Here is a 23,858-nt window from a genome sequence, read left to right as displayed (position 1 = left end):
AAATGGGACACGGCGCGGGACACGGGATATGCCATGCGCAAGCGATACAAGTTGACGGCCGCCAAGGTCGCCGCCATCCGCAAACCAGGACGCCACTCGGACGGCGGCAACCTCATTCTGCGCGTCTCGAAGCAAGGCGACAAGAGCTGGGGCTACCGCTTCGGGATCGACGGGCGCGAGCGCACCGCCGGCCTCGGGCCGCTGCGCCGGGTGTCGCTGGCCGAGGCCAGGGTTAAGGCCGAGGCGATGGGGAAGCTGCTTGCCGCCGGTCTCGATCCGCTCGACGAGCGCAACAAGTCCCGGGCGGCCAAGCGCGCGGCGGCGGCGCGGCTGATCACCTTCCGGGAAGCCGCCAAACGGTTCCTCGCCGACCGCGAGGGAACGTGGCGTAACGAGCAGCACCGCCGCGACTTCTCCAATTCGCTCGACACCCACATCCTGCCTATGATCGGCGGCCTGTCGGTCGGTGACGTCGACACCCCGGCGGTGCTGAAGGTGCTGGAGCCGATCTGGCGAGTGACGCCGGAGACGGCCAACCGCTGCCGCTCGCGGATCGAGCTCGTGCTCGACTGGTGCACCGCGCGCAGTTATCGCGACGGCGCCAACCCCGCCAAATGGCGCGGCCATCTCGATCACATCCTGCCGGCGCCGAAGACGCTGGCGCCGACCAAGCACCACCCCGCGCTGCCGTGGCAGCAGGCCCCGGCCTTCATGGCCGACCTGCGCGGCCGCGACGGCGTCGTCCCGCGCGCGCTCGAGTTCTGCATCCTGAATGCCTCGCGGATCGGCGAAGTGCTGGGCGCGACGTGGTCGGAGATCGACTTCGCGGCGAAGACATGGACGATCCCCGGCGACAAGATGAAAAGCGGTCGCGAGCATGTCGTGCCGCTGTCGGCGCGCGCGCTGGCGATCCTCAAGGCAATGCCGCGCGACGGTGAGCGCATATTCCAGACACACCGGGCCACGACCGGCCAATTCCTGCGCGAGCGCATGGGACGCGCCGACATCACCACGCATGGATTTCGCAGCACGTTTTCCACATGGACTGCCGAGGCGACGCGGTTTGAATCCGACGTACGCGAGGCGGCATTGGCTCATGCCATCAGGAACAAGACCATCGCCGCATATCAGCGCGGCACGTTGCTCGCGAAGCGCCGCCTATTGATGGACGCGTGGGCCGGCTTTTGCGCGGCGCCGCCGGTCAAGGGCGAGACTGTTGTTAAGATGCGGCGGGGCTGAGCCGTGGCATCGCCCCCGCCTGCGATCAAGCGTGCCCTCGCCGAGCTCGACGCCGGGGTGGATGCAATGTTGCCGAAGTGGAAGTTGCCCGGCTGGATCGCGCTCTATCGGTTACCGAATCTGCATGGCGGAGAAGCGCGGCGCACTCTATTCCGGCGCGGCAGGTATCTGGAGCTCGCACGGCGCGGTATCGTTCCGAGAATGGAGGGCATAAAGCCCACGGTTTCCGGCTTCATCAACAGCGTTGACGATTTCGACGTGTCGGCAAGGCATGTGCTGCGGTACCGGTTAGCGGTGCAACACCGGCACGCCAATAAACCGGTTCTGGACTATCTGCTCGCACATCCACCGTCGACGCATCCCGGTGCAGGCAATCTCAGTATAGTGACGGCCAACCGTGACGCGGTGCGTCAGGCCGCGTGGGCGCGCTGGCAGGCCGAAGCGGATTTGCTCTGGAAACAATACCCGTCTCTCTCCGCGTCTGCGGTGGCCGGTCGCATCAAGACCAGGCTCAAGCTCAAAGAAGCGGTGGGCACGATAAGGAAGCGGATCAAAAAACAAAGTTGGCGCGACGCTTAGTCGTGCCAATCGTGGTGGGCCAGGATCATCCCGTACTCATTCACGGGATCGCCTCAAATGGGACCACGCACTCCACCCGCGCAGCGCTCGCCCTATCCGGGCGGTAAGACAGCCGCAGCTGCGCCAGGCACGCCGGACACCGTCAAGCGCACACCGCAGCAGCCACGCGCGCCGCCGGGCGAACGCTTCCTACGCGTCGCCGACGTGGTCGGCATCACCAGCCTCAGCAGATCAGAAATCTACAGACGGGTGCAACTCGGCGAATTTCCGCAGCCGGTGAAGATCGGCATCGGGCAGTCCGGCCGTACCGTTTGGCTCGAAACTGAAATCGCAAACTGGATGCACGAGCGTGTCGCCGAATGGCGCGAACAAACACCAGTGTGAAACTGAAAGGAGGTGGTGGCCGGGGAAGATCGCGTTAACCCAAAGCGCCCCGGCCACCGATTTCATCAATCCCATGCTCGCCAAAGCAGGAGTTGAGATGATGCACGATATCGTCACGATACCAGCAAGTGTCAAGCACACCGATCATGGGTTGTCCCAGGACAACCCAACGGAACTGAAAGTCCGTCTCGGCCAGGAAGCCATGGCCCGCCAGCGTAGGCGCTGGGAGGACTGGCTGATCATTGCGGAAGCGCTCGACTTCGGCCGCACCAAAATCATGGGCGATCTGTATATCAACGCGCCTGTGGGGCGGCGTTACGAGTCGGCGATGGCTGAATGGCTGACCGCGAACGGGTTCAGAGAGATCGACAAGGGGGCTCGCTCCCGTCTTTTGGAATGTCTTCAACACCGCGATGAGATTGAGCAGTGGCGTGCGCTGCTGACGGATGGCGAGCGCTTCCACTTTAATCACCCGAGCACCGTATGGCGCAAGTGGAAGGGCGCAACCGCTGTCCCCGACCCCAACGCCACGCCGAAGCTGTCGCCATTCACGAGGCTCAAAGCCGCGCACGCCGAGCTTCTCGAGGAGCACCATCAACTCCAGCGCAAGCTTGAAAACGCCGACGGCGACCTGTGGCGCCCCACGGACAAGTCCAAGGACATTGCCAAAGTGATGTTCGCCAAGCTGACGCTCGCGAAGGCGGAGGACACCGGAAGGGATTTGCTCAAACTGGTCAAGGAAGCCAAGGCCAGCAGGAGTGTGTCATGACCCTTCCAGCACAGCCCTCGCCACGCGTGGCGGCATTGATGCAGAAAATGCGGAGCAATCGCGGCCGCCTGATCTTCGCGCTCGATGCGACCGCCAGCCGCGAAGCCACCTGGGACACGGCCGCGCAGTTGCAGGCTGGCATGTTCGAAGAAGCCGCGAAGATCGGAGGACTCGACGTGCAACTGGTCTATTTCCGCGGGACTGATGAAGTCCGGCATTCGGCGTGGTCGTCTGATGCGCACGAGCTCATGCGCTCGATGGGGCTGATCAAGTGCATGGCCGGCACTACCAAAATCGCGCGTGTGATCCGCCACATCAGGAAAGAGCACGAGCGCGAGAAGATCGGCGCCGCGATCTTCATCGGCGATGCGGTCGAGGAGCATCCGTGCGAGCTCTATGACGCCGCCGCCGGCCTGGGCGTGCCGATATTTCTGTTTCAGGAAGGCGATGGCGAGGTGGTCTACCTGGATCAGCACGGCGAGATCAGCGTCAGATCGCCGCCGCAGAAAGTCGACCAGGTCTTCCGCGAGATCGCGCGGCTGTCCGGCGGCGCCTACGGCAAATTTGATGCCGGGGCTGCAAGGCAACTCGGCGAATTGCTGCGTGCGGTCGCCGCGTTTGCGACCGGCGGAATGACCGCGCTCGCCAGCCAGAACACCGACGGCGCGCGCAAGCTACTCGGCCAGATGAAGTGAGTGAAGTGAAACAGAGCAAAGCAACAGGAGAACGACAATGGACATGCGGAAATACAGCACCGGCCTGATCACACCCGAACATCTTCATGACGGTCCGCTCGTCGAAACGATCGTCGACATTTACGAACACGAAACGCACGGCTGCGCGGTGCTCGTATTTGAAAGCGGGAACCAATTCTATTGCTGGAACAACTACACCCGCATCCTCAACAAGGCGTGGGGTTATGACAGCGAAGACTGGCTTCAGCAGCAACTCGAGCTTTCGCTCGACCACTACGACGACCGGAAAAGCGGCAAGCAGAAAGAGACCGTCGCCATGCGACCGATCTCGCCGCCGAAAGCAGGAAACCAGAACAGCGCCACACCGCCGAGCGAGCCACCGCTACCGGCAACCAGAATTGCCGCTCCCAAGAACCCCGACATTGACGACGACATTCCGTTCTGATGGTTGCGCCATGGCCGATCCCGATCCAGACAAGAGCAGGAAACGGATCGCGCAATTGGTGCGCATGTTGAGCACCGGCGGCGGCGAGCGTCGTAATGCGTTCGCCGCCCTGGAGCGCGCCATGGCGAGCGCCGGCGTCACCTGGACTGATATCGGCGACTGCGTCGAGCACGACGCCGACGGCAAATACACCGACACCGAAATGCAGGAATTGGCCCAGGCCGCGCGCGCGGAAGGCGTCGATGCCGGGATCAGGATCGGCATGGCGCGTGGGAGCAACGGCGGCGGCAATGGTCACTTGGTGTTGCCGGAGTTTCCGGAGATGGCGGACTACTGTCACAGGCACCGCGCTGATCTTGAGCCGAAGCACCACGACTTCGTCGACAGGATACCTATTCGCGCGCGGGGATGGCGATCGCTATCGCGCAAAGAACAGGGGTATCTCGCGAGCCTCTACATTCAACTCGGCGGCAAAACGGGGTGATCGATGCCGACCACGCTCGAAGTACGGCAGGCCATGGTCGATCGCGGCTTCACCCCGATCCCGGTGACTGGGAAAGTGCCGCCGTTCAAAAGCTGGCAAACGGTCGGAAACGTCACTCACGCCATGCTGGTCAATTGGGGCCGCAACTGGCCGCGTGCGACCAACACCGGCGTATTGACGCGGGTTATGCCTACGATCGACATCGACGTTCTCAACGAGCCGGCCGCGATCGCGGTCGAGGAATTGGTGCGCGAGCGCTTCGAGGAGCGCGGTTACGTGTTGACGCGGATCGGCCGGGCGCCCAAGCGCGCGATCATTTTTCGCACGATCGAGCCGTTCGCAAAATTAACGACCAATTTTGTCAGTGCTGACGGCGAGAAGATCGAATTTCTCGGCGATGGCCAGCAAGTCGTCGCGCACGGCATTCATCCCGACACCCTCAAACCCTATAGCTGGTTCGGCGGCGACCCGACGTCGATCGCCTATGATGATCTGCCCTATATTTCCGCCGAGGAAGCCGAGCAATTGCAGCGCGACGTCACCGGTCTGTTAGTGCGCGATTTCGGTTATGTCGTCGCCGCCGGCCGCGCCGCGCGCAAGGCTAACGGCACACCGCAGGATCACGCCGTCGACTGGCAATCGTTGATCGACAACATTTCCGCCGGCAACGATCTTCATGCCAGCACGCGCGACCTGGCGGCCAAGATGGCGCGCAGCGGCATGGACGGCGGCGCCATCGTCAACTTCCTGCGCGGCCTGATGGACAGCTCGGCAGCGCCACACGATGAGCGCTGGCAGCAGCGCTACGACAATCTTCCGCGCCAGGTCGATACTATCCAACAGAAGCTCGAGCGAGAGCAGGCGGCAACGAATGCAGTGATTGCACCACCGCCACGACAACCACCACCACCGCCGCCGCCAGCTTCGCCGGGTGCAACGCCATCAGCCGCTCCGGGACCATTGCCGGGCTCGCCGATCGAGGACGTGCTCAAGATATTCCGGGAATGGCTGTTGCTCGATGACGATACCCCGGTGCTCGCGATGCTCGGGACCGTCGCCGCCAACATGCTGCCCGGCGATGCGATCTGGCTCGGGATCATCGCGCCGCCGTCGAGCGCCAAGACCGAAATGCTGATCACCCTGGCCAACATCCCGCACACTGAGATGGTCGGAACGCTGAGCGTGGCCGGATTGCTTTCAGGCACGCCGCGGCGCCAGCAAGCCGCCGGCTCCAAAGGCGGGTTGTTGCAGAAGATCGGCGCGTTTGGCTTCCTGGTGCTGAAAGATTTCGGTTCGATCCTGAGCATGCGACCGGAAGCGAAAGCCGAGCTGTTGGCAGCGCTGCGCGAGGTCTACGACGGAAAATGGACGCGCATTATCGGCGCCGACGGCGGCCGCACGCTGCAATGGGCCGGCAAGATCGGCCTGCTGTTCGGCTGCACCCGCGTTTATGACAGCTATTATGGCGTAATCAGCGAGCTCGGTGATCGCTTCCTGCTGTGCCGCATGGAGCCGAACGGGAAACAGTTCCACCATGCCATCCGTCACGCCAACCGTGCCCCGCAGATGCGTGCGCGGCTGGTCGAAGCCGTCACTGACCTGTTTGCCCATCCGTTGCCGCCGGCACGCGACATCAGCGATCGGGAAATCAACTGGATGAACGACATTCTGCAAATCGCCGTGCGTTTGCGCGGAGCGGTCAAGCGCGATTACCGTACGCGCGAGCTCGAGGACATCTATGGCGCCGAAGGTGCCGCCCGGCTCGGCAAGGCGCTCGAGCGCGTGCTTTCGGGGCTGGACTGCCTCGGCGTCCAACGCAGCAAGGCGCGCAGGGTTGTCCGAGTCATCGCCTTCGACAGCGTGCCGCCCAACCGGCTGAGCACCTATCGCCACCTGAAGAGCCTGAAGGGTCGGCTGGTTGGCACCACGGCCATTGCCAAGGCTGTCACGCTGCCAACGATCACCGCGCGGCGCGCGCTTGAGGAATTGGTGGTCTATGGCCTGGCCGAGCGACACCCGCAAGGACAGGGTCAAACTGACCTGTGGCGCGCCATCTGAGCAAGCCGACCTTATCCGGAATGTACAGTATAGATGAAGAGAAGTTCTCTATCTTAAAATCTTCAACTATTTTTTGAGAGAGATATTCCGGATAAGGTCTACCCTCATCACGCGGTGTAGCCAGGTTCGGGCATGGTGGTATCGTGGCCGCCATGCCCCGCTCACCGTTCTACAACCAGCGTGAATGGAAGATCGCACGGCGCCAGGCCATGCGCGACGGCAGTTGGCAATGCGGCAGGTGCGGCACCAGCCTGATCGGGCTCGGCAAGGCCGCCCATGTCCATCACAAGAAGGAATTGAAACGTGCGCCAGCCCTGCGGAGCGAGCCGCTCAACCTGCTGCCGTTATGCGTGAGTTGCCACAACATCGAGCATGCCGAGATGAAGTCCGGCGGCAAGCGAGGCTGCGACGAGCACGGCAACCCGCTCGATACGTCACATCCGTGGTTCGTGAAAGCATAAGCGGTTCGTCGCCTGGGGCGGGGAGTCAAAAAGTTCTGCACTTGTTGCAAAGACCGGCGCTGCAATTGCGCGCGTGCTTCCCCAGCCATTCAAATGATCTAAGATGGCCTCTCAACGACCGAGTTCGCCCATGAACCCCATGATCACCGCGCGCGAATGGCGGAAGATCGCGACGCACCTGCCACGCCACAACGGACCTGGCAAGCCGCGGCAGGACGACCGGCGTTTCGTCTCTGCGTTTTTCTTTGCCGCCGCTTGCAACTGCTCCTTGGAATCCCTGCCAGCGGTCTTCGGTAACCCGCGATCGCTTCGAACCCGACGCCAGCGCTGGGAGCGCGACGGCACGCTGGCTAGACTGCTGCAAGCCGGTGTGCCGGTGATCGCGCGTATGAAGCACGACTATTGGGGGGCGATCCACGATGCCAGTGACGTGAGCAGCCCAGCGTGGAAACCATCGAAGGCGTTTTTCGGCAACGGCGTGATCCCGCGACTGTCCAGCGTCTCGCCGCGGGGGCAGTATCTCTCCCAAAAGCAGCGCGACGACGGCGAGAACGACCCTCTCGCGATTCTGGCCAGACTTCACGGCTGGAAATAGCAGCTTTCTCGCGACGATAGCACTGTTGCCCGCCGGGCCGTCTGTGGACGGCCTCGTTCGCCGCTAGCGCGACCAAAGCGTTAATGGGGGAGTTCGGCGGTGCGACATTTGTCGCGGGCGATTCTTCGACCGGGTAGATCGAGTTCGGTTTTTTTCCGTTTGATGCGACATGTCGCAGCATCGAGGCGAACCGTTATTTCAGCACGCTCGACCGCTGACCCTGACGTATCCAAATTTCATTGCCGTGCCCCAATTTCGAAAGCTTGATTTTTGAACTCTAAAAGTTGCAGTGGCGAAAGGACGATCCAAATCTTTCACAAGGTAGAGTTTTTGAAAGAATTCTCGGCGAGGGCTGGTCTTTATTGCGGAGAGTTGATCGGGGTGTCGCGAGAAGGGCTTGCTGTCGGTGGTCGTTGGTCGGTGGTACCGGATTGGCCCTCCGCCCCCTGGTAGCCCCCAAACGCTGCGACCAAAAGGTTCGCAACACCTCGCGGCAAAAATTTCCATAACCGAACTTCGGACAAAATTTATCCGTCGTGTTGTGCTAAGCGATCCAGCTTCGAGTGGCCGATCTCTAACCGACGCCATGAGCGGGGTACCGCCGCATTCCGAGCGAAAATCCGCAAGAAGGCGCACCTCTTTACCGAACAAGGAGCGTAGTCATGATCGATGGTATCGCCAAATTTCCTTGTACGGATCTCCACTTTGGTAATTGCCCGCAATGCCACAAGACGAATGGTTGTTATAGCGTCGGACCAGATCACTGGTACGTCTGCCACACTCACCGAACTAAGTGGCTGGTGGGGTCCAATCTGTTCAGCAGTTGGCGGGACCTCAGTGAGAAGCGCATCCTCGAAAACGCATACATACTTGCCGGGTATCGCGAGGTAAGGCCCTGGTGGCCGGACGACCTGGAAGAGCGGTTCGAGCGAGAATATCGGGCAAACCGAGGGAGCACTGATTGCCCATTCTGAAATGCAGGGCGATGCTAGAATATGTCCCGAATTGCCGGTAGGTCCCACAGCCAACGGATGGTTCCGAGGCGCAGCTGGGTTTTGAGTGGCGGACCGCGAACGATTAGGCGAGGACGGTCGCTTCGAGCGTGCAGGCGAAGCACGCCCACTGACGGCCATTGGTCTGGCCAGTACCGCGAGGACAATTCGGGACGAACTGCCCAGAACGCAAAGTTCGCCTAAGGAGGTGCGCTCACATTCCGCTTCCGGAATTAGGACTGAAGTGTCCCGAGAGGTGGTCATCGACAGCTTGTGACCCGGAAGGGACATTCCTTTTGGGACCGATTGGCGCGGAGTTGACTGCACAGATTGGCTCGGCAAGCTCGGGAGGCCAGCGCACTTTCGAGATCAGGTCAGATGGTGGGACGCAATCCCCGCCGGTCACGCTCAAGTGGCAGACCTCTGCTCGCCCGTTAGGAATTCGTTAACCATCGCGGCCTAGCCTGCCGTCATTGCCCGGTCATCATCAGCCGATTGCCGCTCGGTTCGTTCTAGGAGAACAACCGGTGTCCGTTGAGACGCTGACATATGACGCGCTAGGTGCGTGCCTGAAAATCTCGCCGGTGGCCGCCCGTCGCTTACCAAGCGACTGCGCTTGCCGCGCTCACTTTCGGAGCAAAGTCCTGGTGTATAGCAATCCGTGTCCTCTCATTCCCCAACTCGGTGAAGCATTTGTGAGGCAAAAATGACCAACATCACCGACATTCGCGAGATGAAGGCGCGCATCACCGTGTTTGGGGTCGGCGGTGCCGGTGGCAACGCAGTCAACAACATGATCGCGGCGGGGCTGCAAGGCGTCGACTTCATCGTCGCCAATACCGATGCACAGGCGCTTACCATGTCGAAGGCCGAGCGTCTCATCCAGATGGGCACGCGGGTGACGGAAGGTCTCGGCGCGGGCTCGCATCCTGAAGTGGGGCGCGCCGCGGCCGAAGAGACGATCGACGCGATCCGCGATCATTTGACCGGTGCACACATGGTGTTCGTTACTGCGGGCATGGGCGGCGGTACGGGCACCGGCGCAGCGCCCATTATCGCCAAGACCGCGCGTGAGCTTGGCATTCTCACCATCGGCGTAGTCACTAAGCCATTCCACTTCGAGGGCCAGCGCCGCATGGGCCTTGCCGAGGCCGGCATCGTGGAACTGCTGAAGGTGGTGGACACTCTGCTGATTATCCCGAACCAGAACCTATTCCGGGTGGCCAACGAGAAGACCACGTTCTCGAATGCCTTCGCGTTGGCCGATCAGGTGCTTTATTCGGGTGTGGCCTGCATCAGCGATCTCATAGTCAAGGAAGGTCTGATCAACCTCGATTTTGCCGACGTTCTCGCCGTAATGCGCGAGAAGGGCAAGGCCATGATGGGCAGGGGCGAGGCTTCTGGCGCAAACCGCGTGCTCACCGCCGCCGTGGCCGCGATTTCCAATCCATTGATAGACGACCCGTCGATCAAGCGTGCCAGCGGTCTCATAATCTCCATCACTGGCGGTAAGGACCTGATGTTATTCGAGGTCGACGAAGCTGCTACCCGCATTCGCGACGAGGCCGACCAGGACGCCAACATCATCATTGGGGCATCGTTCGATGAAAGCCTGGAGGGAATCGTCCGCGTCTCGGTAGTGGCAACCGGCATCGATAATCTCGACCCTGCTCCCCACGCGCAACCAGCGGAAAGCTCACTGACAGGACTCGCCGGCAGGCTGCGCAACGACAGCCGCCAGATCGCCGGCTCGAGCGTAGTACACCGCTGACCGACGCGCACCGCATCGGCGCGTCGGTCCAGTTCGCGCAATGAAGGAGCGATTCCGGTGTCGGCCTTGGCTGATCCGCGTCCATGAACGCCGGGTACTCGGCTACTTCCGGTTATGTCACTTCCCGGACACTCGACTTGGCCTCCGTGATGTCCGCCTTCGGGAGGCCAAGCAGACATGGGCTCGGCGCCGACTGATGCTGCTTTTTGACCCAGCGCGAAAGTCGGTTCCGAGCATCGGTGCGCCTCGTCGCGTCCGACCCCGGCCATCCATACGGTGCCAGATATCAGACGTTCATCCGGAGGACCGGATGCCTCGCGGTCGACTCCTCGGTCGAGGCGACATAGTCGATCTCGCCGCGAGTAGGACCGATATCCATTAGCTCCCTTCGTGCCTCGTAACCTCTGGCGTTTGCGCCGTTCCTGAAACGCATCCCATCTCCCTCGAAGTACGGCTTCTATAGTGGGATGCCCCCTTATGCTTCCGCCGCTTGAAGGATCTCGATGGCTGCGGTCAGGGTCGCTAGAACGTTGAAGTCCGCGAACAAGGCATTGCCGGGACCGCGATTGGCGCAGGCGTATTCAGCGGATCGGTAGATCGCATTGTTCGCCCGGTCCGCATTCACCCAGCTCAAGACCTGCTGGCGGAGAGCGGCGTTCGTGCGGAAGCCGTGCAGCAGATAGCGCCAGAAGACGCCTGATCCGCACCCGTAATCGTCCGGGTCGTTTGTGAGATTAAGCGTCGGTTGCACCACCTGATCGGTGACCATGTGATACAGCCCGCCGCCTGCGATGGAGACGGCCTGCGGTTGAGCGATCGGATTGGCAGGGTCGACACGGAGGTAATCGAGCAGGCCGCCGAGGATCAAGCCCTGATCGCCGCACCAGGCCGATCCGGCGTTATAGCCGTGGACGGGCGGATAGCTGCCTTTGGCGTCACAATAGGCGTAGGTCCCCACACGCTCCCGCACGAGCGCGAGAGGGGGAAAATGCATCAGCAGGCCTTCCTGGCCTTCATGACCCGGTTCCTGGTCAAGGTAGAACCAGCTCTTCAAGAAACTGAATTCTTTCCTGACCGCCTCGGCAGTGCCCTGGCTATTGGCGCCCAGCCGGGTAGCCAGGACGAGGTAGAGGCCGTTCATGACGGTGAGCTGGAACGGGCCCAAATCCGTTCTGTTCGGATCGGACGGATTGGAATCGGAAGGCGAGCACTCCCCGCTCGGCCTGTATTCCTTAAACATGTCGTATTGCCAGACGCCTCCCGCGATGCGGGGGACCGCCCAGGTGTCCGGGGACGTGAAGTAGCCGGTCGGCGATCCGTTTTCGCGGTTTTCCCAGACGTTCGGTCCGCCCTTGTAGCTGTAGGCCTTGCCGGTCTTGCCCGTGTTCATGACGTCCCAGCATTGCCTAGCGATCGTTAGGAAGCTTTCCCTGGTGGCGCCAAAGACACCGTTATATTCGGCGTGAAAGGCCTTTTCGCAGGCGATTCCCCACCAGCCATAGTCGTCGTACCAGCACAGGCTGTCGGCGGCTTTCGTCCAGCGGTCCAACGCGATCTTGGCAATCGCACCCGGCGCTTTTTCCGCATCGGGGAAACGCACAAGGTAATCCGTCAGCGTGTCGAATACGTTGCCAATCTGCCACGAATTCGTCCAGGTGGAGAAATTCTCGATGAGAGGACTGGTCTGGAAGGTCTGCTTGGCTTGAGCCTTGTATTTATCGATCGGGTATTGCATCGGGCGGCCCTCATTGTCTGTTCTGTCTGTGGGCTATCACCAGTGAAGCCGGCTTTCGCCGCAAGGTGTCAGCCCTTCCACGCCCTCACGACCGCAAAGTAGTTCAGCTTCGCCACCTGCTGTTCGACCGGATAGCTGCCCGCAACCGCATAGGGATCGCCCTTTTCGTTCCAAGCCGGATACTGGGTCGGCATGACATAGGGGCTATTTGACGGCCACGGCCATTCCGTGCTCGCTCCGAATTTCAGAACGCCGAATGTCCGCTCCGGGCCGTCTTCCCACGGACGCTGCTCGTTTATGAAGACGCAAGCGCCGAGCATCATGCCGTTCGAGCTTCCTGGCACCGATGCGGCCAGTTGCCGGGCCATCCACTCGGCCTGTTTCTGTTCACTGCCGGTCTGCTCGATACTTGATCCGAGTTCGGTGAACATGACCGGCGGAATGGGTATGCCCCGGCTCGTCCAATATTGCGGCAGGCGTGTCGACAGGAAGCTGGTGATATCCGGCCCGTCATTCTGTGGGTTGGTCGCGAAGACGAAGCGGGCGTTCCAGAAATCACGCGGGCTGTAGCTGCCGATCCGAGGCTGACCGATCAGCCTGTCCCAGACGTCTTTGACATACCCCGCACCTTCGATACCGTCCTTCATACCGAACGAGCAATCGACCATGATCGGCAACCGCGCCGAATCGGGAAGATTGAGCCTGTCTTCCTCCTCGACGAGCCATGTCATGGCGGTTACCACGTGGGCCGGATTGCGGTCGTACCACAATTCGTATTCGTTGAAGATCTTCCAAATCCCGGCGCCGGGAGCCGGCCCTTGGCCCTGGCTGTAGATTTCCTTGAACACCTTCTGAATATTCAGATGAGCTGTGGCGGGCGTTTCCCACGGCTTTTTGTTGGGTGTGTCGGCCATGCACAGATAGGTATAGTTGCTGATCGGGATCGTTGCCTTCATCCCGAGCTTGGCGCAGAACGCAAGGAAGACCAGATGGTTCCGCCGGCCGATTTCCGGCACCGGGGCCGACCAGTCGTAGCAATGGATGAAATTGGCCCCCAGCTTTTCGCTGAAGCGCTGAAGATCGCTTCGGGCATCGGGCCCCATGCCGTCGCCTTTGGGACTCCACAACGCCTGGAAATCACCGTTGTAGAAGTCCGAATCGAAATACTGTGCTTTCTTCTCTTTGGTGTAATTGCTTGGTCCCGGCATATAGGCCATTCCGCGAATATTACTTACACCGAAGTGCTTGCACCGATCGAGCGCAGACATGTTCGCCATCATCAAGAATCCTGAAGTTTGAGGTGGACCCCATCCATTGGACAGGAAACGGGCGAAAGGGACAGCGAAGCTAGTAGCATTCTCACCCTTAGATTGAAATACCAACTTCACCCTTAGATTGAAATACGCATGTTGCTGTTGTGGTGCCTATGGGATATGGGCAACGCGCTGGCGTTGTCCCATATCCTGTCAGTTTCTCGTAAGGAGTAGACTTCGCCAAAGGGGTGTAGATATCTCGTAGATTGTAGGCACGCAGTCGGATCGATGAAGCCGGGACCGGCGACGGGTCTTGTCAGACTCTGCGAAGTCTTTCCAATCCCCGCAACTCATCGTGCGAGTCTTGACGCTGTGGGCATGTAGGCCCAGTCGAGAGCAGCGGCATTAAGGTGCTTTCACCAACTGATTTAATAGATGAATGGGGACCAGTCCTCCAAGTACGGCTGGCAATGTATAAACGACTGTGTGAGGAAGCTCGACAAGCTGGGACGCCAACGGGACACTATGCATTTCACAGGTCCCACGTTCGAAGTTGAACTCATTCAACAACGCAAGCTAGGTGGCATCCGAATTGTCGCTCTGAAATAGCTTGCGATCTGATCTAATGCTGTAGTGATTTGTTGCGGCGCATGAGTCCGGCTGTGGCCCGTAGCGCCCCCTTACTCTGAACGTCGCGACGTCTGCTTCCGGGAGGTGAACCGAACATGGTCATGCTGGCAGCCAAGGGCAGCCTTCCCCCTAGCCGACTAGGTCTCAAGGTGCCGTCCGGCTTCAGGGGGCCTGCCGGACCGATCTCTATGAGACGGGAGATGTAGCGCAATTAGTGCATCGCAAAACCGATAGACCTTGAGGTGCGCCCCAATTCGGAGGCCTAATCAGGCGCCTGCGAGATCGCAGATTTTCGTCGAGTGGGGAGGGTACAAATGAGGCTTTTACTCGGAATCCTATTTGCGTCAGTTTTCATGCTTGCAGCAAATGCTCAAGACTCGCCATTTCGGAAGGAATTAAAGCGAGCCGATTTGAGCGGAACAAATATGGAGGTCATCACTAGTATTTCCGAGATCAAACCCGGCGACACCTCAACGCTCCATGTACATCATGGTGAGGAGTCATTTTACGTCTTGGAAGGTGGCACCATTGAGCTTCCAGATGGCAAGCAAGTGCCATTCCCAACCGGTATCGCTGCCGTAAATGTTCGAGAGGTACCGCACGGCGCTTTCAAGGTTGTCGGCGACAACACGGTAAAACTCCTGACGGTGCACATCGTCGATAAGGGCAAGCCGCTCTACGACAAACCGCCGTCAAAGTAAGATCGTTGCCCACGGGCGCTCATCGCCACCTGTGTGATGGGCGCCCTGCTTGCTCGCGTACAGCCCTGGATGTCGGATATCGCTTAGGCGCCCGCTAGGCATCTAACGCTTGCTTCTGGCCCGTTGCGAAGACGGCATTGACCACCGATAGGTAGGCTCGCTGGGATTAAGCGGACATGGCTCGGCCCCAGCGGGAGCGGCGCTTGTGACCCTGGCTGTGTGAAAACGCTGCGTTTGACGTGATTCGCGCGATATGATTCCTGCACGATTTACGGGGGGCTGGAATGAAGCGCTTCGTTGCGGAGGCGGATCGTGGGCAGTCGACGTTATTGCCCGAATGCCTCGACGATTTCATTGACGAGAGCAACCCTGTTCGGGTGATCGATGTGTTTGTCGATGCGCTCGATTTGGCCGAGTTGAGCTTCGACGGGGTGAAGCCGGCGGCGACCGGTCGGCCGTCATACCATCCCTCGGTTCTCCTGAAGCTTTACATCTACGGCTACTGAACCGGGTGCAGTCGAGCCGGCGGCTCGAACGCGAGGCCGGGCGCAATGTCGAGATCATGTGGTTGCTGGGTCGGCTCGCACCGGATCACAAGACCATCTCGGACTTCCGCAAAGACAATGGTCTGGCGCTTCGTAAGGTATGTTCCCGTTTCGTTGAACTCTGCCGCGAGATGGGCCTCCTCGCGACGGCGAGCGTCGCCATCGATGGCAGCAAGTTCAAGGCCGTTAACAACCGAGACAGGAACTTCACGCGCGCGAAGGTGGAGCGGCGGCGTGATCAGTTGGAGGAGAGCGTCGCGCGCTACCTCAGCCAACTTGACACGGCCGACCGGCAGGAGCCGAACGAGGCGCTCGCCACGAAGGTGACGAGGCTCACCGAGAAGCTGACAAAGCTGAAGGAGGAAATGGGCAAGCTTGCTGTCTACGAGAAGCAGATGCTTGCTTCGCCCGACCATCAGATCTCCCTGACCGATCCCGACAGCCGCTCGATGGCCACGAGCGGTCGCGGCTCCGGCGTTGTCGGCTACAACGTGCAGGTCGCCGTGGATACCGAGCACCATCTGATTGTGGCGCACGAGGTCACCAACAGCGGCTCAGATCGTGCGCAACTGGCCAATATGGCCAAACAGGCGAAGGCCGTTCTCCAGACCGAGACGCTTGAGGCGGTTGCCGATCGCGGCTACTTGAGCAGCCTGGAGCTCCTTGCGTGCCACGAAGCCGGCATCACCGTAACTCTGCCCAAGCCGCAGACGTCGGGCGCCAAGTCGGATGGCCGCTTCGGCAAGCAGGATTTTGTCTATTTGCCAGAGAAGGACACCTATCGCTGTCCAGCCGGGAAGCAACTGCCATATCGCTTTACGAGTGAGGAAGACGGCAAGCGGCTACGGCGCTACTGGACCACAGCCTGCCGAGATTGTTCGCTTAAATCGCAGTGCACGACGGGGCCAGAGCGGAGGATTCCAAGATGGGAGCATGAGCATCTGCTCGAAGCTGTGCAGCAGCGCCTTGATGCCAACCCACAAGCCATGCGCCAGCGTCGAGAGACGGTCGAGCATCCATTCGGGACGATGAAGGCGCGCATGGGAGCGACACACTTCCTCACCAAAACGCTTCCAAAAGTAGCCGCTGAAATGGCACTCTCGGTCCTGGCCTACAACCTGACACGAGCGATGAACATCATCGGGATCAAGCCGTTGATCGCCGCGATCGCGGCCTGAGACACGCGTGGCTCTTATCTTCCTGGATGGACGCGCTCTAAGATCGTTTTTACACGACCAAGACCCAAAGCGGACCTTGACCGATTGCGTTGGTCGAATAGGCTTCTCCCCCGCAGAACATCGGGAACTCGCCGTGAGAAACATTCCCGCTGCAATCGTCGGGATGAGGATGCCAACATAAGAAGCATTTCCGGTTCGATCTGCGTAGCTTCGTTAGTCGCAAGCATCGGTGGCATGGCATTCGCCCGATCACCCGCAGGCTCCGCCATTCCGGTTACCCCTGACAACTTCGTGCCCGCTGAGACAGACAATTATTTTCGAGCGCGCGTCAAACAAACAGGTATCGGCAAACTCGACAGTCGCCGCGAACTGATGGCAATCGACAATCAAACGGTCATCCGGGGCAATCGCGACACGCTGTATTCTTCGGGCGTTTTCGATCTTGATGCGGGGCCTGTGACAATCACGCTTCCGGATGCCGGAAATCGCTTCATGTCGGCGCAGGCAATCAGCGAGGACCACTACACCAAAACGCTCTACGGCAAGGAGCCCCACGCGCCTACGCGGCAAAACGTCGGCACGCGCTACGTGATGGTTGGTATTCGCACGTTAGTTGATCCCACCGATCCGAAAGACGTGGAAAGCGCCCGCGCCTTACAGGATGCGATCAAGGTCAGCCAAAAACATCCGGGCCAGATGGAGTTACCAAATTGGGACCAGGCCAGCTTAAAGAAGGTGGACGAAGCATTGTTGGTTCTCGGCGCGACCACGCCCGACTTCAAGAGAGCCTTCGGCACTCAGGAAGAAGTCGATCCGGTTCGCCACTTGATCGGCACCGCGACGGGCTGGCAATCCAGATAAGGATGCGACCTATCTGAACGTCACCCCGGAAAAGAATGACGGCACCACTGTCTCCAGGCTCAATGTCAAAGACGTGCCCGTCGATGCATTCTGGTCAATCAGCCCCTACAGTTCGGCGGGCTATTTTGAAAAGAACCCATATGATTCTTACTCTCTGAATAGCATCACGGCGAAGAATGGCAGCGATGGGTCGGTGGCGGTACAGTTCGGCGGCTGCGATGGAAAAATTCCGAACTGCCTGCCGATCATGAAGGGCTGGAACTACATGGTTCGGCTCTATCGGCCCAAGCCGGAAATCCTGAACGGCAAATGGAAATTTCCTGAGCCAGTCCCGATAGGCTGACTTCCGCTTGTGGCCGATTGTGTTGCAAAAGTCGAAAATTGAACAACCCTAGAAATCTCGCTGAAGTCGATTTCTGAACCTCTCCGCTGCTGCATCGGACTTCAGTGCCATTGCGGGGATCCGAGATCGATTTTGGATCGTTCGATATGGTCCTTCACGTCGCGGCGCGCAAAACGCATCAGCGGTTCTAAGAATTTCTGTTCGACGCCCCCAAAAGACTTTTGCAACAATATCGGCCCTTTTCGGACATGCCGACCCCTCCGATGAATGTCCGCTTTCGAAGGCAAAGCGGACTTCGGGTCAGCGTCCGCCGATGTCGCAGTTTGACCCGAAGACGACATGCCGCTTCGCCAATCCGCACGCAAAAGGAAGCAGTAGGGCTGCTCTTAGTTGGCTGGCACGTTTACGGGAGGAAGCGGCATCGTCGGGTGGATGACCAACTGATGCGTTCTCGACGAGAATGCGAGCGCCAAGGCCAAGACGGCCACCATGAAGATGATCATTCCCCGCATTGGGCGATCTTAGAGCAAAGTCAGCTTAGACCAATATGACCGAAGTCTAACAGGCGCCTTCTTCCAAGGTTGAATTGTCATTACCACGATGTATAACGGCGTTCGGGTGCTCGCTGCATAGAGTAGCGACAGGCTGTGCGATGGTCGGGCCGCCACGCGGAAGGCGTGCGCCCCATGAACGATAGCCCTTCGTTTGACGATCTGCCGATAGCCCAGCGGCTAGCGGAGCAGGCCCTCAGCACTCTCCATAGGTTCCTGCATGTTGAGGCTGTCAGCGGTGCCGTGCTCCTCGCTGCCGCCGCCGCTGCACTGATTTGGGCCAACTCTCCGTTCGCTCATAGCTATCACGCCTTCTGGAACCTTCCGCTCACGGTCGGTATCGGCGAATACGTCTTTTCCCGGTCGTTGCATTTCTGGGTCAACGACGCACTGATGACCGTCTTCTTCCTCGTCGTGGGCATGGAGATTCGGCGCGAGGTCCATGAAGGCGCATTGAGCAGACTCGACCAGGCCATTCTGCCGCTGGTCGCCGCGACTGGTGGCGTCATCGTTCCGGCGCTCATCTATCTGAGCCTCAACAGCGATCCGGCTAGAGGCCAGGGCTGGGCCGTGCCAACCGCGACAGACATCGCCTTTGCCGTCGGGGTGCTCGCGCTGCTTGGACGAACGATCCCGGTCAATGTGCGTGTGTTCCTGCTTGCTCTGGCGATCATCGACGACATCATTGCGGTGCTGATCATTGCCCTGTTCTACACCGCCAGTCTTCAGCCTGGCGGTTTCATCATCGCGTCAATTGGCGTTCTCGCGGCTTTAGGATTTCAGCGCATCGGCATCGGTTCTGCGCCGTTCTACGTATTGCCCGGCTCTTTGGTTTGGATCGGGTTCACGGTAGCCGGGATCCATCCAACCCTTGCGGGTGTCGTGCTCGGGTTGATTACTCCGGCACGCACCATACCGATGCGGGAGCCGCCGCTGGAAGTTTTGTCGCGAGTGCTGAAACAGCTACGAAGCAGCGATGCGGTGAAAGCGAGGGATCCGCATCTGTTGGAGCAACCGCTGCGAGACCTTCGTGTAGCTCACCGCGAGTTATTGCCGCCGGTGTCACGGGTGCAGATCGCAATGCATCCGTGGGTGGCTTACGGCGTCATGCCGATCTTCGCGCTAGCGAATGCCGGCGTCAGCTTAACCGGCACTGATCTCTCCGTAGGGGGCCACCTGGTGATGATGGGCACTGCGCTTGCCTTGGTCGCTGGGAAACCGCTTGGCGTCGTCGGTGCGACTTGGGTCGCGGTACGAATGGGCTGGTGTCGCCTGGCTCCTGGAGTTTCGTGGGGTGGCGTGTGTCTGGTCGGCGTGCTGGCTGGCATCGGTTTTACCATGTCGATCTTCATCTCGATGCTGGCCTTCTCCGATGATGGATTATTGAGGGCAGCGAAACTGGGCGTCCTCTTCGGTTCGCTTGTCGCCGCCACACTCGGCCTCGGCTGGGGCGTCACCTATGTTCGACGTCAGTGAAAGCGGGCTCAAATGTCTTTCAAAGCTCCCCACGTATTGTATCGTTTGACGTCGAGATTCTGCCCTCCGGGGTTACCCAAGTGATGATTGTAGAAACTGGCTTGCACCTAAATCCGAAGCATTCCTCGTACAATAAATCGGCCGTGGAAGGTCTCATTTCGGCCGCGCAGGAATATGTTAGCGTCAACATAGAAGGTCCTGCCGCTATTCGGCTTGTTTCGACCCAAAGCGGGGAGATCTGACGGTCTGCTCCCGATGTTCGTCAGGAATCGGCTCTATTGGGCTTCGCCAGCTCGCCAAAAGTTTAATCCGCCGGTAGATCGTAATGAAAGATGATAAACTTCTATTCTGGCTTACAGGAGTGGTGGGCCTCCTTGCGATCGGCTACTCGCTCTACCTTCTCTATTTCATTTTCGGTTGAGAATGGATCTTGTGTGCGATGTTTGGGATGTCGGCTGTTGTCCCATCGCTTCCGTTGACGCTGTGCAACTGCATGTCGGCTCACCCCCGATAAACAGAGAGTAATTGTCGTCCGTTTTCTTGGCCATAAGGAGTGCCCCCGAGGGAGTTTAGCTTCCCGGTGGCGTGTGCACCATACTTTCAAAAATGTCCGCCTTTCCGAAGGGGCAGACTAGTCTCTGGACATCCGGCGAGGTCGCCTATTGGCCCTTCTGAGACCTGCCGACCACTCAGATGAATGTCCGCTGTCGAGGGAGGAGCAGGTGTCGTTCAGATTACTCTCAGGAGGCCCGCTGAGAGCCTGGTGAGCTCAAGTTACAATTTGCGAGGGCAACGGATGCAGCCGTGACACCCGACTCAAACGTTCTCACCGCGTCAGTATGAGCCGAGGAGCGTGCGCACAATGGCTACTCGGGACGCGGCGGCAAACGAGTAGAGCTCAAATCCGAAATTGCAACCTGGCGACCTGCGGTATCATTGATGTGAACCTGCCATCCAGAAGCCTCCATCGCGCGCGCTTTCTCCATCGCCGCAGTCGGGCTTATGCGGACTGTCGAAGCGATCTGACCGTTCTTCGATCCAACAATTGTGAACGTCACGCTTTATCGCCCTGTGGATGCGCATCTTATACGTCATAGTCAGCTCTAGGACACGGTCACTGATGTGCTGCGGCGCCGAAGGGTTTCTAAATGCATCGCACCATTTGGAACGATCAATGTGCGCGCGTCTTCTTGGAGAGCGTAAGTCACATTCTTGTCTTTCGTTTTGGAGCGAGCAGTGACGTCGCAAACATTCCAGCGCGCGATGGGTGCGCTATGCGCGGGCATGGCCATCATGGGGCTGCCGCAGGCCCCGCGCCTTGCTTGAGCGTCCGACGTGCTCCCAGGGCTCGTGCTTCCTGTGGCTCCTCCGGTTGTGCAGCGCGCTTCAGTCCGTGCGGGGCAGCTGTGAGGATTATCTGCCCTGACCAAAGCCAGTAGATGCAATCTAGGCGACGCCGACTAACTCCCGCCGATTACTTCGTGCTTAGCATAGGGCTTCGGCAGAAAGCGCCCACCCTCGGGCAAGTCATCCTCCGCGATCCTGGCGTGGCCTGACGTGGCAATGATTTTGATAGGCGGCCACCGTCCGCGGACGAAATGGGCGAGCTTCAAGCCATCCATTGAGCCGGGCATGTGGATGTCCCGTGAAGATAAGATGGATGTCAGTGCGCCGCTCAAGGACGGCGATTGCTTCATCGGCGTTGCGCGCTTCGATGACTTCGAAGCCAGCTTCACTGATGGTGTCTACCGCGCCCAAGCGAACAAGCGGCTCGTCTTCGACGATGAGAATGACGGGCGGCCTACCCATGGAACTCTACTGAAACTTGTTGCCAATTGCAGTCAATGCGCGGGCAAAAAGTATTGTTCCCTCAAAACGGCAAACGGATGCCAATGAGTGTCCGGCCCCGCGCGCTCCTTGAGTGTCTGACGTGCTCTCAGGATCGCGGTGCGACTGCGAATGCTGTGGCTCTTCCGCTGGTGACCATGAATGGCGGTACGCTGTGAGCCTGTCCATGTCCGTTGTTCGGGGTACAGCGGACGCATCAGTGACCGAAGGCGACTTCCGAGTTTGATACAGAGCGGACCTTATCGATCCAGCACGAGGCGGCAGCAACCGCGCGCGTGCTATAGGTTGGGCGCACGCGCTAAGGCGGACCCCGTGGTGGAGTTGAGGAGAGAAGGATGCGGATTGCGCTTTATCCTGGGACGTTCGACCCGATGACCAATGGCCACCTCGACGTGGTCCGCCGCGCCGCGGCCTTAGTCGATCGATTAGTTGTGGCTATTGGCATCCGTCCCGGCAAGACGCCGCTATTTCCAATCGAGGAGCGGGTGGAGATGGTGCAGGCGGTGATCGCGCCGGTGGCAGCCCAAATCGGCTGTGAGATGGACTGCATAACCTACGACGACCTGGTGGTGACCGCGGCTAGACGCGTTCACGCCTCGATCCTGATCCGCGGCTTACGAAACGGCTCCGACCTCGACGACGAGATGCAGATGGCAGATATGAACGAAACCATGACGCCTGATCTAAAGACCGTGTTTCTGCCGACGTCATCGATGATGCGACCAATCAAAGCAACCTTGGTGCGGCAGATCGCAGGAATGGGCGGCGATGTCTCTCATTTTGTTCCGACAATCGTGGCGTCAGGTCTCAAGGTCAGGTTTGCGAAATGAGCGCTCTCGGCCGCTGTACTGGCTCTCGCGCCGGAGCGGACCAAACGACGACCGCTAATGTGGGCTGTCTGAGGCACGGCAGACCTATCGCCGAGGATGCGTTACGGCCGGGTCTGACCCGACGTGCACTAGTTCGGCTTTCGAAGCCAGTTTGCGAGCCGTGCCCTTAGGGAGGCCTTCGTGCGAGGCATCCACCCGCCAGCCCCGCTTGCCCTGACCGCTGCTTTTGACCCTTAGCGGACTCCACACGAATGTTTCCTTCACATCGGAGCCCGCGCTGGATTAATGTCTGACTCATTGCCTTTTGGAACTGGGGGAAGCAGCATGCGCCCACAATCCTTTCTCGCAATTGCAATCTTGGTGGCCATGATCGGACTTGGGGCACTTGTCGTCTACGAGTATGTGCCTCATTAGGATCGGCCCATGGCTAAGATGATTAAGTCCCTTCGCGAGCAGGCTGACAAGGCGGAGCGTGCGGCAGTCTCCGCCCTCGACCCTGAGCTTGCGGAGGGGTTTCAGGCCCTGGCACGCGCCTACCGTGCGCAGGCTGACGTGATCAAATCAAAAAAGAAAAAAACCAAAAAAAACCGGTGACCGGAGCGTAAGGCCACTTCAGTTGGCGACCTCTTCGTTTCGTAGCGTTAGCTGCTGGCCATTCACAACCGCCCCCGAGGCCGGACGTGAAGCAGCCACCCGGTGGCACTAGGCTGGCTGGCCGCCGAACTTGTACAGCCGAAGAGACAAGATATCATTGCGTTGATTCTTTGGTCGTTGCGGCTGGCTATGACGAAGTCATCGAAACTGGTTGCTGCAAAGCGTGGCAAGGTGCTCCTCGTGAGGCGTCGATCGGATGGCCTCTGGATGTTTCCGGGCGGCCGCCGTCGCGCGAACGAATCCGCAAAGGATTGCTTGCGCCGAGAAATCAAAGAGGAGCTGCCAAAACTCAAGCTTGGACATGTAAGCCTCTGGAAGGAGGTCACGGCGAAAAACAAGCGATCGGGACGGAACATGAGCGATGCGATCTTCGTCGCCAAGAACGCCAGAGGCAAGCTGGTCATCGGCGATCCGAAGGAGATCGACCGGGCTGTATGGCGGAAGCCGAGCGGCATCCGGCTGACTGCTACCTCGCGTTATATCCGCGACAAACTGTTTTTCAAGTAGGTCGGACGTCACGTCAGTGAAACGATCGATGGGCATCAATCCAGATTTTTCGAAGGTAACGCTTCCGGGCTGCCGGTGCGTCGACCTTTTTACCCCAAACGCGGATGACTTGCCGCGATCTACCAGATAGTTGAGCTATCTCTTGATAGCTGGCTAACCCGTTTCTCAGCATGTACAGCGCGGCCGCCTTAGCGGTATCAGTCGTCGGCTTTTCGGCCATTATTGCAACTCTTTCCGGTCTCCGACATTCATGAGGACCTTGGGGCACGAAAGG

18 protein-coding genes and 3 pseudogenes are annotated in these 23,858 nt (G+C 59.5%); 18 read left to right on the top strand and 3 right to left on the bottom strand.

Translation table 11 applies throughout. The features are described from left to right. The first annotated feature begins 33 nt into the window (after nucleotides 1-33). From ACPPVR_RS03705 to ftsZ, 11 genes are all read left to right on the top strand, one after another. Nucleotides 34-1,239 (top strand): tyrosine-type recombinase/integrase, encoded by a 1,206-nt coding sequence (locus ACPPVR_RS03705; protein WP_426612923.1) that lies wholly within the window; start codon nucleotides 34-36, stop codon nucleotides 1,237-1,239. A 3-nt stretch (nucleotides 1,240-1,242) separates the two neighbouring features. Continuing rightward, a complete protein-coding gene (locus tag ACPPVR_RS03700; protein WP_426612922.1) occupies nucleotides 1,243-1,818 on the top strand; it encodes a hypothetical protein in 576 nt (191 codons plus the stop codon). A gap of 57 nt (nucleotides 1,819-1,875) precedes the next feature. After that, nucleotides 1,876-2,202, top strand: coding sequence for a helix-turn-helix transcriptional regulator (locus tag ACPPVR_RS03695; protein ID WP_426612921.1), 327 nt, complete (start codon nucleotides 1,876-1,878; stop codon nucleotides 2,200-2,202). Then, nucleotides 2,168-2,971 (top strand): hypothetical protein, encoded by an 804-nt coding sequence (locus ACPPVR_RS03690; protein ID WP_426612920.1) that lies wholly within the window; start codon nucleotides 2,168-2,170, stop codon nucleotides 2,969-2,971. The genes ACPPVR_RS03695 and ACPPVR_RS03690 overlap by 35 nt, the downstream gene beginning before the upstream one ends. Beyond that, the gene (locus ACPPVR_RS03685; protein WP_426612919.1) at nucleotides 2,968-3,666 is read left to right on the top strand and encodes a VWA domain-containing protein; all 699 of its coding nucleotides are present in this window, start codon (nucleotides 2,968-2,970) and stop codon (nucleotides 3,664-3,666) included. Before ACPPVR_RS03690 ends, ACPPVR_RS03685 begins: the two co-directional genes overlap by 4 nt. Before the next feature lie 37 nt (nucleotides 3,667-3,703). Next, on the top strand, nucleotides 3,704-4,111 hold the full coding sequence (locus ACPPVR_RS03680) for a hypothetical protein (protein WP_426612918.1): 408 nt from the start codon (nucleotides 3,704-3,706) through the stop codon (nucleotides 4,109-4,111). 10 nt (nucleotides 4,112-4,121) lie between these two features. Continuing rightward, nucleotides 4,122-4,595 carry a hypothetical protein gene (locus tag ACPPVR_RS03675; RefSeq protein ID WP_426612917.1) on the top strand — a complete coding sequence of 158 codons (474 nt, stop codon included), beginning with the start codon at nucleotides 4,122-4,124 and terminating at the stop codon, nucleotides 4,593-4,595. 3 nt (nucleotides 4,596-4,598) lie between these two features. Then, nucleotides 4,599-6,653 carry a bifunctional DNA primase/polymerase gene (locus ACPPVR_RS03670; protein ID WP_426612916.1) on the top strand — a complete coding sequence of 685 codons (2,055 nt, stop codon included), beginning with the start codon at nucleotides 4,599-4,601 and terminating at the stop codon, nucleotides 6,651-6,653. 152 nt (nucleotides 6,654-6,805) lie between these two features. Then, on the top strand, nucleotides 6,806-7,114 hold the full coding sequence (locus ACPPVR_RS03665; protein WP_426612915.1) for an HNH endonuclease: 309 nt from the start codon (nucleotides 6,806-6,808) through the stop codon (nucleotides 7,112-7,114). A gap of 130 nt (nucleotides 7,115-7,244) precedes the next feature. Then, complete coding sequence (locus ACPPVR_RS03660; protein WP_426612914.1) at nucleotides 7,245-7,709, top strand: transposase; 465 nt, start codon at nucleotides 7,245-7,247, stop codon at nucleotides 7,707-7,709. Between the two features lie 1,698 nt (nucleotides 7,710-9,407). After that, nucleotides 9,408-10,472: a cell division protein FtsZ gene (gene ftsZ, locus ACPPVR_RS03655; RefSeq protein WP_426612913.1), complete on the top strand. Its 1,065-nt coding sequence runs from the start codon at nucleotides 9,408-9,410 to the stop codon at nucleotides 10,470-10,472. 475 nt (nucleotides 10,473-10,947) lie between these two features. Here the strand turns inward: ftsZ and ACPPVR_RS03650 are convergent, their stop codons facing one another. After that, nucleotides 10,948-12,207 carry a hypothetical protein gene (locus ACPPVR_RS03650; RefSeq protein ID WP_426612912.1) on the bottom strand — a complete coding sequence of 420 codons (1,260 nt, stop codon included), beginning with the start codon at nucleotides 12,205-12,207 and terminating at the stop codon, nucleotides 10,948-10,950. Nucleotides 12,208-12,275: 68 nt separating this feature from the next. Then, nucleotides 12,276-13,487 (bottom strand): hypothetical protein, encoded by a 1,212-nt coding sequence (locus ACPPVR_RS03645; RefSeq protein ID WP_426612911.1) that lies wholly within the window; start codon nucleotides 13,485-13,487, stop codon nucleotides 12,276-12,278. A 917-nt stretch (nucleotides 13,488-14,404) separates the two neighbouring features. On the opposite strand from ACPPVR_RS03645, the gene ACPPVR_RS03640 reads away from it, so the two are divergent. The 4 genes and pseudogenes from ACPPVR_RS03640 (at nucleotide 14,405) to nhaA (ending at nucleotide 19,745) form a co-directional block, all read left to right on the top strand. Next, nucleotides 14,405-14,791 (top strand): cupin domain-containing protein, encoded by a 387-nt coding sequence (locus ACPPVR_RS03640; protein ID WP_426612910.1) that lies wholly within the window; start codon nucleotides 14,405-14,407, stop codon nucleotides 14,789-14,791. A gap of 284 nt (nucleotides 14,792-15,075) precedes the next feature. Next, nucleotides 15,076-16,514: pseudogene (locus tag ACPPVR_RS03635) on the top strand (IS1182 family transposase). Nucleotides 16,515-16,748: 234 nt separating this feature from the next. Beyond that, nucleotides 16,749-17,718: pseudogene (locus ACPPVR_RS03630) on the top strand (DUF1254 domain-containing protein). 686 nt (nucleotides 17,719-18,404) lie between these two features. Next, complete coding sequence (gene nhaA / locus ACPPVR_RS03625; RefSeq protein WP_426612909.1) at nucleotides 18,405-19,745, top strand: Na+/H+ antiporter NhaA; 1,341 nt, start codon at nucleotides 18,405-18,407, stop codon at nucleotides 19,743-19,745. 1,460 nt (nucleotides 19,746-21,205) lie between these two features. On the opposite strand, the pseudogene ACPPVR_RS03620 reads toward nhaA, so the two are convergent. Next, nucleotides 21,206-21,554 (bottom strand): annotated as a pseudogene (locus ACPPVR_RS03620) (response regulator). A gap of 374 nt (nucleotides 21,555-21,928) precedes the next feature. Between ACPPVR_RS03620 and coaD the strand changes: the two are divergent. From coaD to ACPPVR_RS03605, 3 genes are all read left to right on the top strand, one after another. Beyond that, a complete protein-coding gene (gene coaD / locus ACPPVR_RS03615; protein WP_426612908.1) occupies nucleotides 21,929-22,423 on the top strand; it encodes a pantetheine-phosphate adenylyltransferase in 495 nt (164 codons plus the stop codon). A 423-nt stretch (nucleotides 22,424-22,846) separates the two neighbouring features. Continuing rightward, the gene (locus ACPPVR_RS03610; protein ID WP_426612907.1) at nucleotides 22,847-23,017 is read left to right on the top strand and encodes a hypothetical protein; all 171 of its coding nucleotides are present in this window, start codon (nucleotides 22,847-22,849) and stop codon (nucleotides 23,015-23,017) included. Between the two features lie 189 nt (nucleotides 23,018-23,206). After that, nucleotides 23,207-23,584, top strand: coding sequence for an NUDIX hydrolase (locus tag ACPPVR_RS03605; RefSeq protein WP_426616323.1), 378 nt, complete (start codon nucleotides 23,207-23,209; stop codon nucleotides 23,582-23,584). Nucleotides 23,585-23,858 lie beyond the last annotated feature (274 nt).

It is taken from the genome of Bradyrhizobium sp. McL0616 (genome assembly GCF_049993385.1).
In the GTDB taxonomy this organism is placed as follows: domain Bacteria; phylum Pseudomonadota; class Alphaproteobacteria; order Rhizobiales; family Xanthobacteraceae; genus Bradyrhizobium.
The sequence above is the reverse complement of the archived record's forward strand: the minus strand, read 5'-3'. Positions and strand labels throughout refer to the sequence as shown.

What these genes read in the sequence shown, in the direction of transcription:
- ftsZ (WP_426612913.1), top strand. Translation starts at nt 9,408, where the DNA reads ATGACCAACATCACCGACATTCGCGAGATGAAGGCGCGCATCACCGTG.
- ACPPVR_RS03695 (WP_426612921.1), top strand. Translation starts at nt 1,876, where the DNA reads ATGGGACCACGCACTCCACCCGCGCAGCGCTCGCCCTATCCGGGCGGT.
- ACPPVR_RS03610 (WP_426612907.1), top strand. Translation starts at nt 22,847, where the DNA reads ATGGCTAAGATGATTAAGTCCCTTCGCGAGCAGGCTGACAAGGCGGAG.
- coaD (WP_426612908.1), top strand. Translation starts at nt 21,929, where the DNA reads ATGCGGATTGCGCTTTATCCTGGGACGTTCGACCCGATGACCAATGGC.
- ACPPVR_RS03705 (WP_426612923.1), top strand. Translation starts at nt 34, where the DNA reads ATGCGCAAGCGATACAAGTTGACGGCCGCCAAGGTCGCCGCCATCCGC.
- ACPPVR_RS03680 (WP_426612918.1), top strand. Translation starts at nt 3,704, where the DNA reads ATGGACATGCGGAAATACAGCACCGGCCTGATCACACCCGAACATCTT.
- ACPPVR_RS03605 (WP_426616323.1), top strand. Translation starts at nt 23,207, where the DNA reads ATGACGAAGTCATCGAAACTGGTTGCTGCAAAGCGTGGCAAGGTGCTC.
- ACPPVR_RS03685 (WP_426612919.1), top strand. Translation starts at nt 2,968, where the DNA reads ATGACCCTTCCAGCACAGCCCTCGCCACGCGTGGCGGCATTGATGCAG.
- ACPPVR_RS03640 (WP_426612910.1), top strand. Translation starts at nt 14,405, where the DNA reads ATGAGGCTTTTACTCGGAATCCTATTTGCGTCAGTTTTCATGCTTGCA.
- ACPPVR_RS03670 (WP_426612916.1), top strand. Translation starts at nt 4,599, where the DNA reads ATGCCGACCACGCTCGAAGTACGGCAGGCCATGGTCGATCGCGGCTTC.
- ACPPVR_RS03665 (WP_426612915.1), top strand. Translation starts at nt 6,806, where the DNA reads ATGCCCCGCTCACCGTTCTACAACCAGCGTGAATGGAAGATCGCACGG.
- nhaA (WP_426612909.1), top strand. Translation starts at nt 18,405, where the DNA reads ATGAACGATAGCCCTTCGTTTGACGATCTGCCGATAGCCCAGCGGCTA.
- ACPPVR_RS03660 (WP_426612914.1), top strand. Translation starts at nt 7,245, where the DNA reads ATGAACCCCATGATCACCGCGCGCGAATGGCGGAAGATCGCGACGCAC.
- ACPPVR_RS03645 (WP_426612911.1), bottom strand. Translation starts at nt 13,487, where the DNA reads ATGATGGCGAACATGTCTGCGCTCGATCGGTGCAAGCACTTCGGTGTA.
- ACPPVR_RS03650 (WP_426612912.1), bottom strand. Translation starts at nt 12,207, where the DNA reads ATGCAATACCCGATCGATAAATACAAGGCTCAAGCCAAGCAGACCTTC.
- ACPPVR_RS03675 (WP_426612917.1), top strand. Translation starts at nt 4,122, where the DNA reads ATGGCCGATCCCGATCCAGACAAGAGCAGGAAACGGATCGCGCAATTG.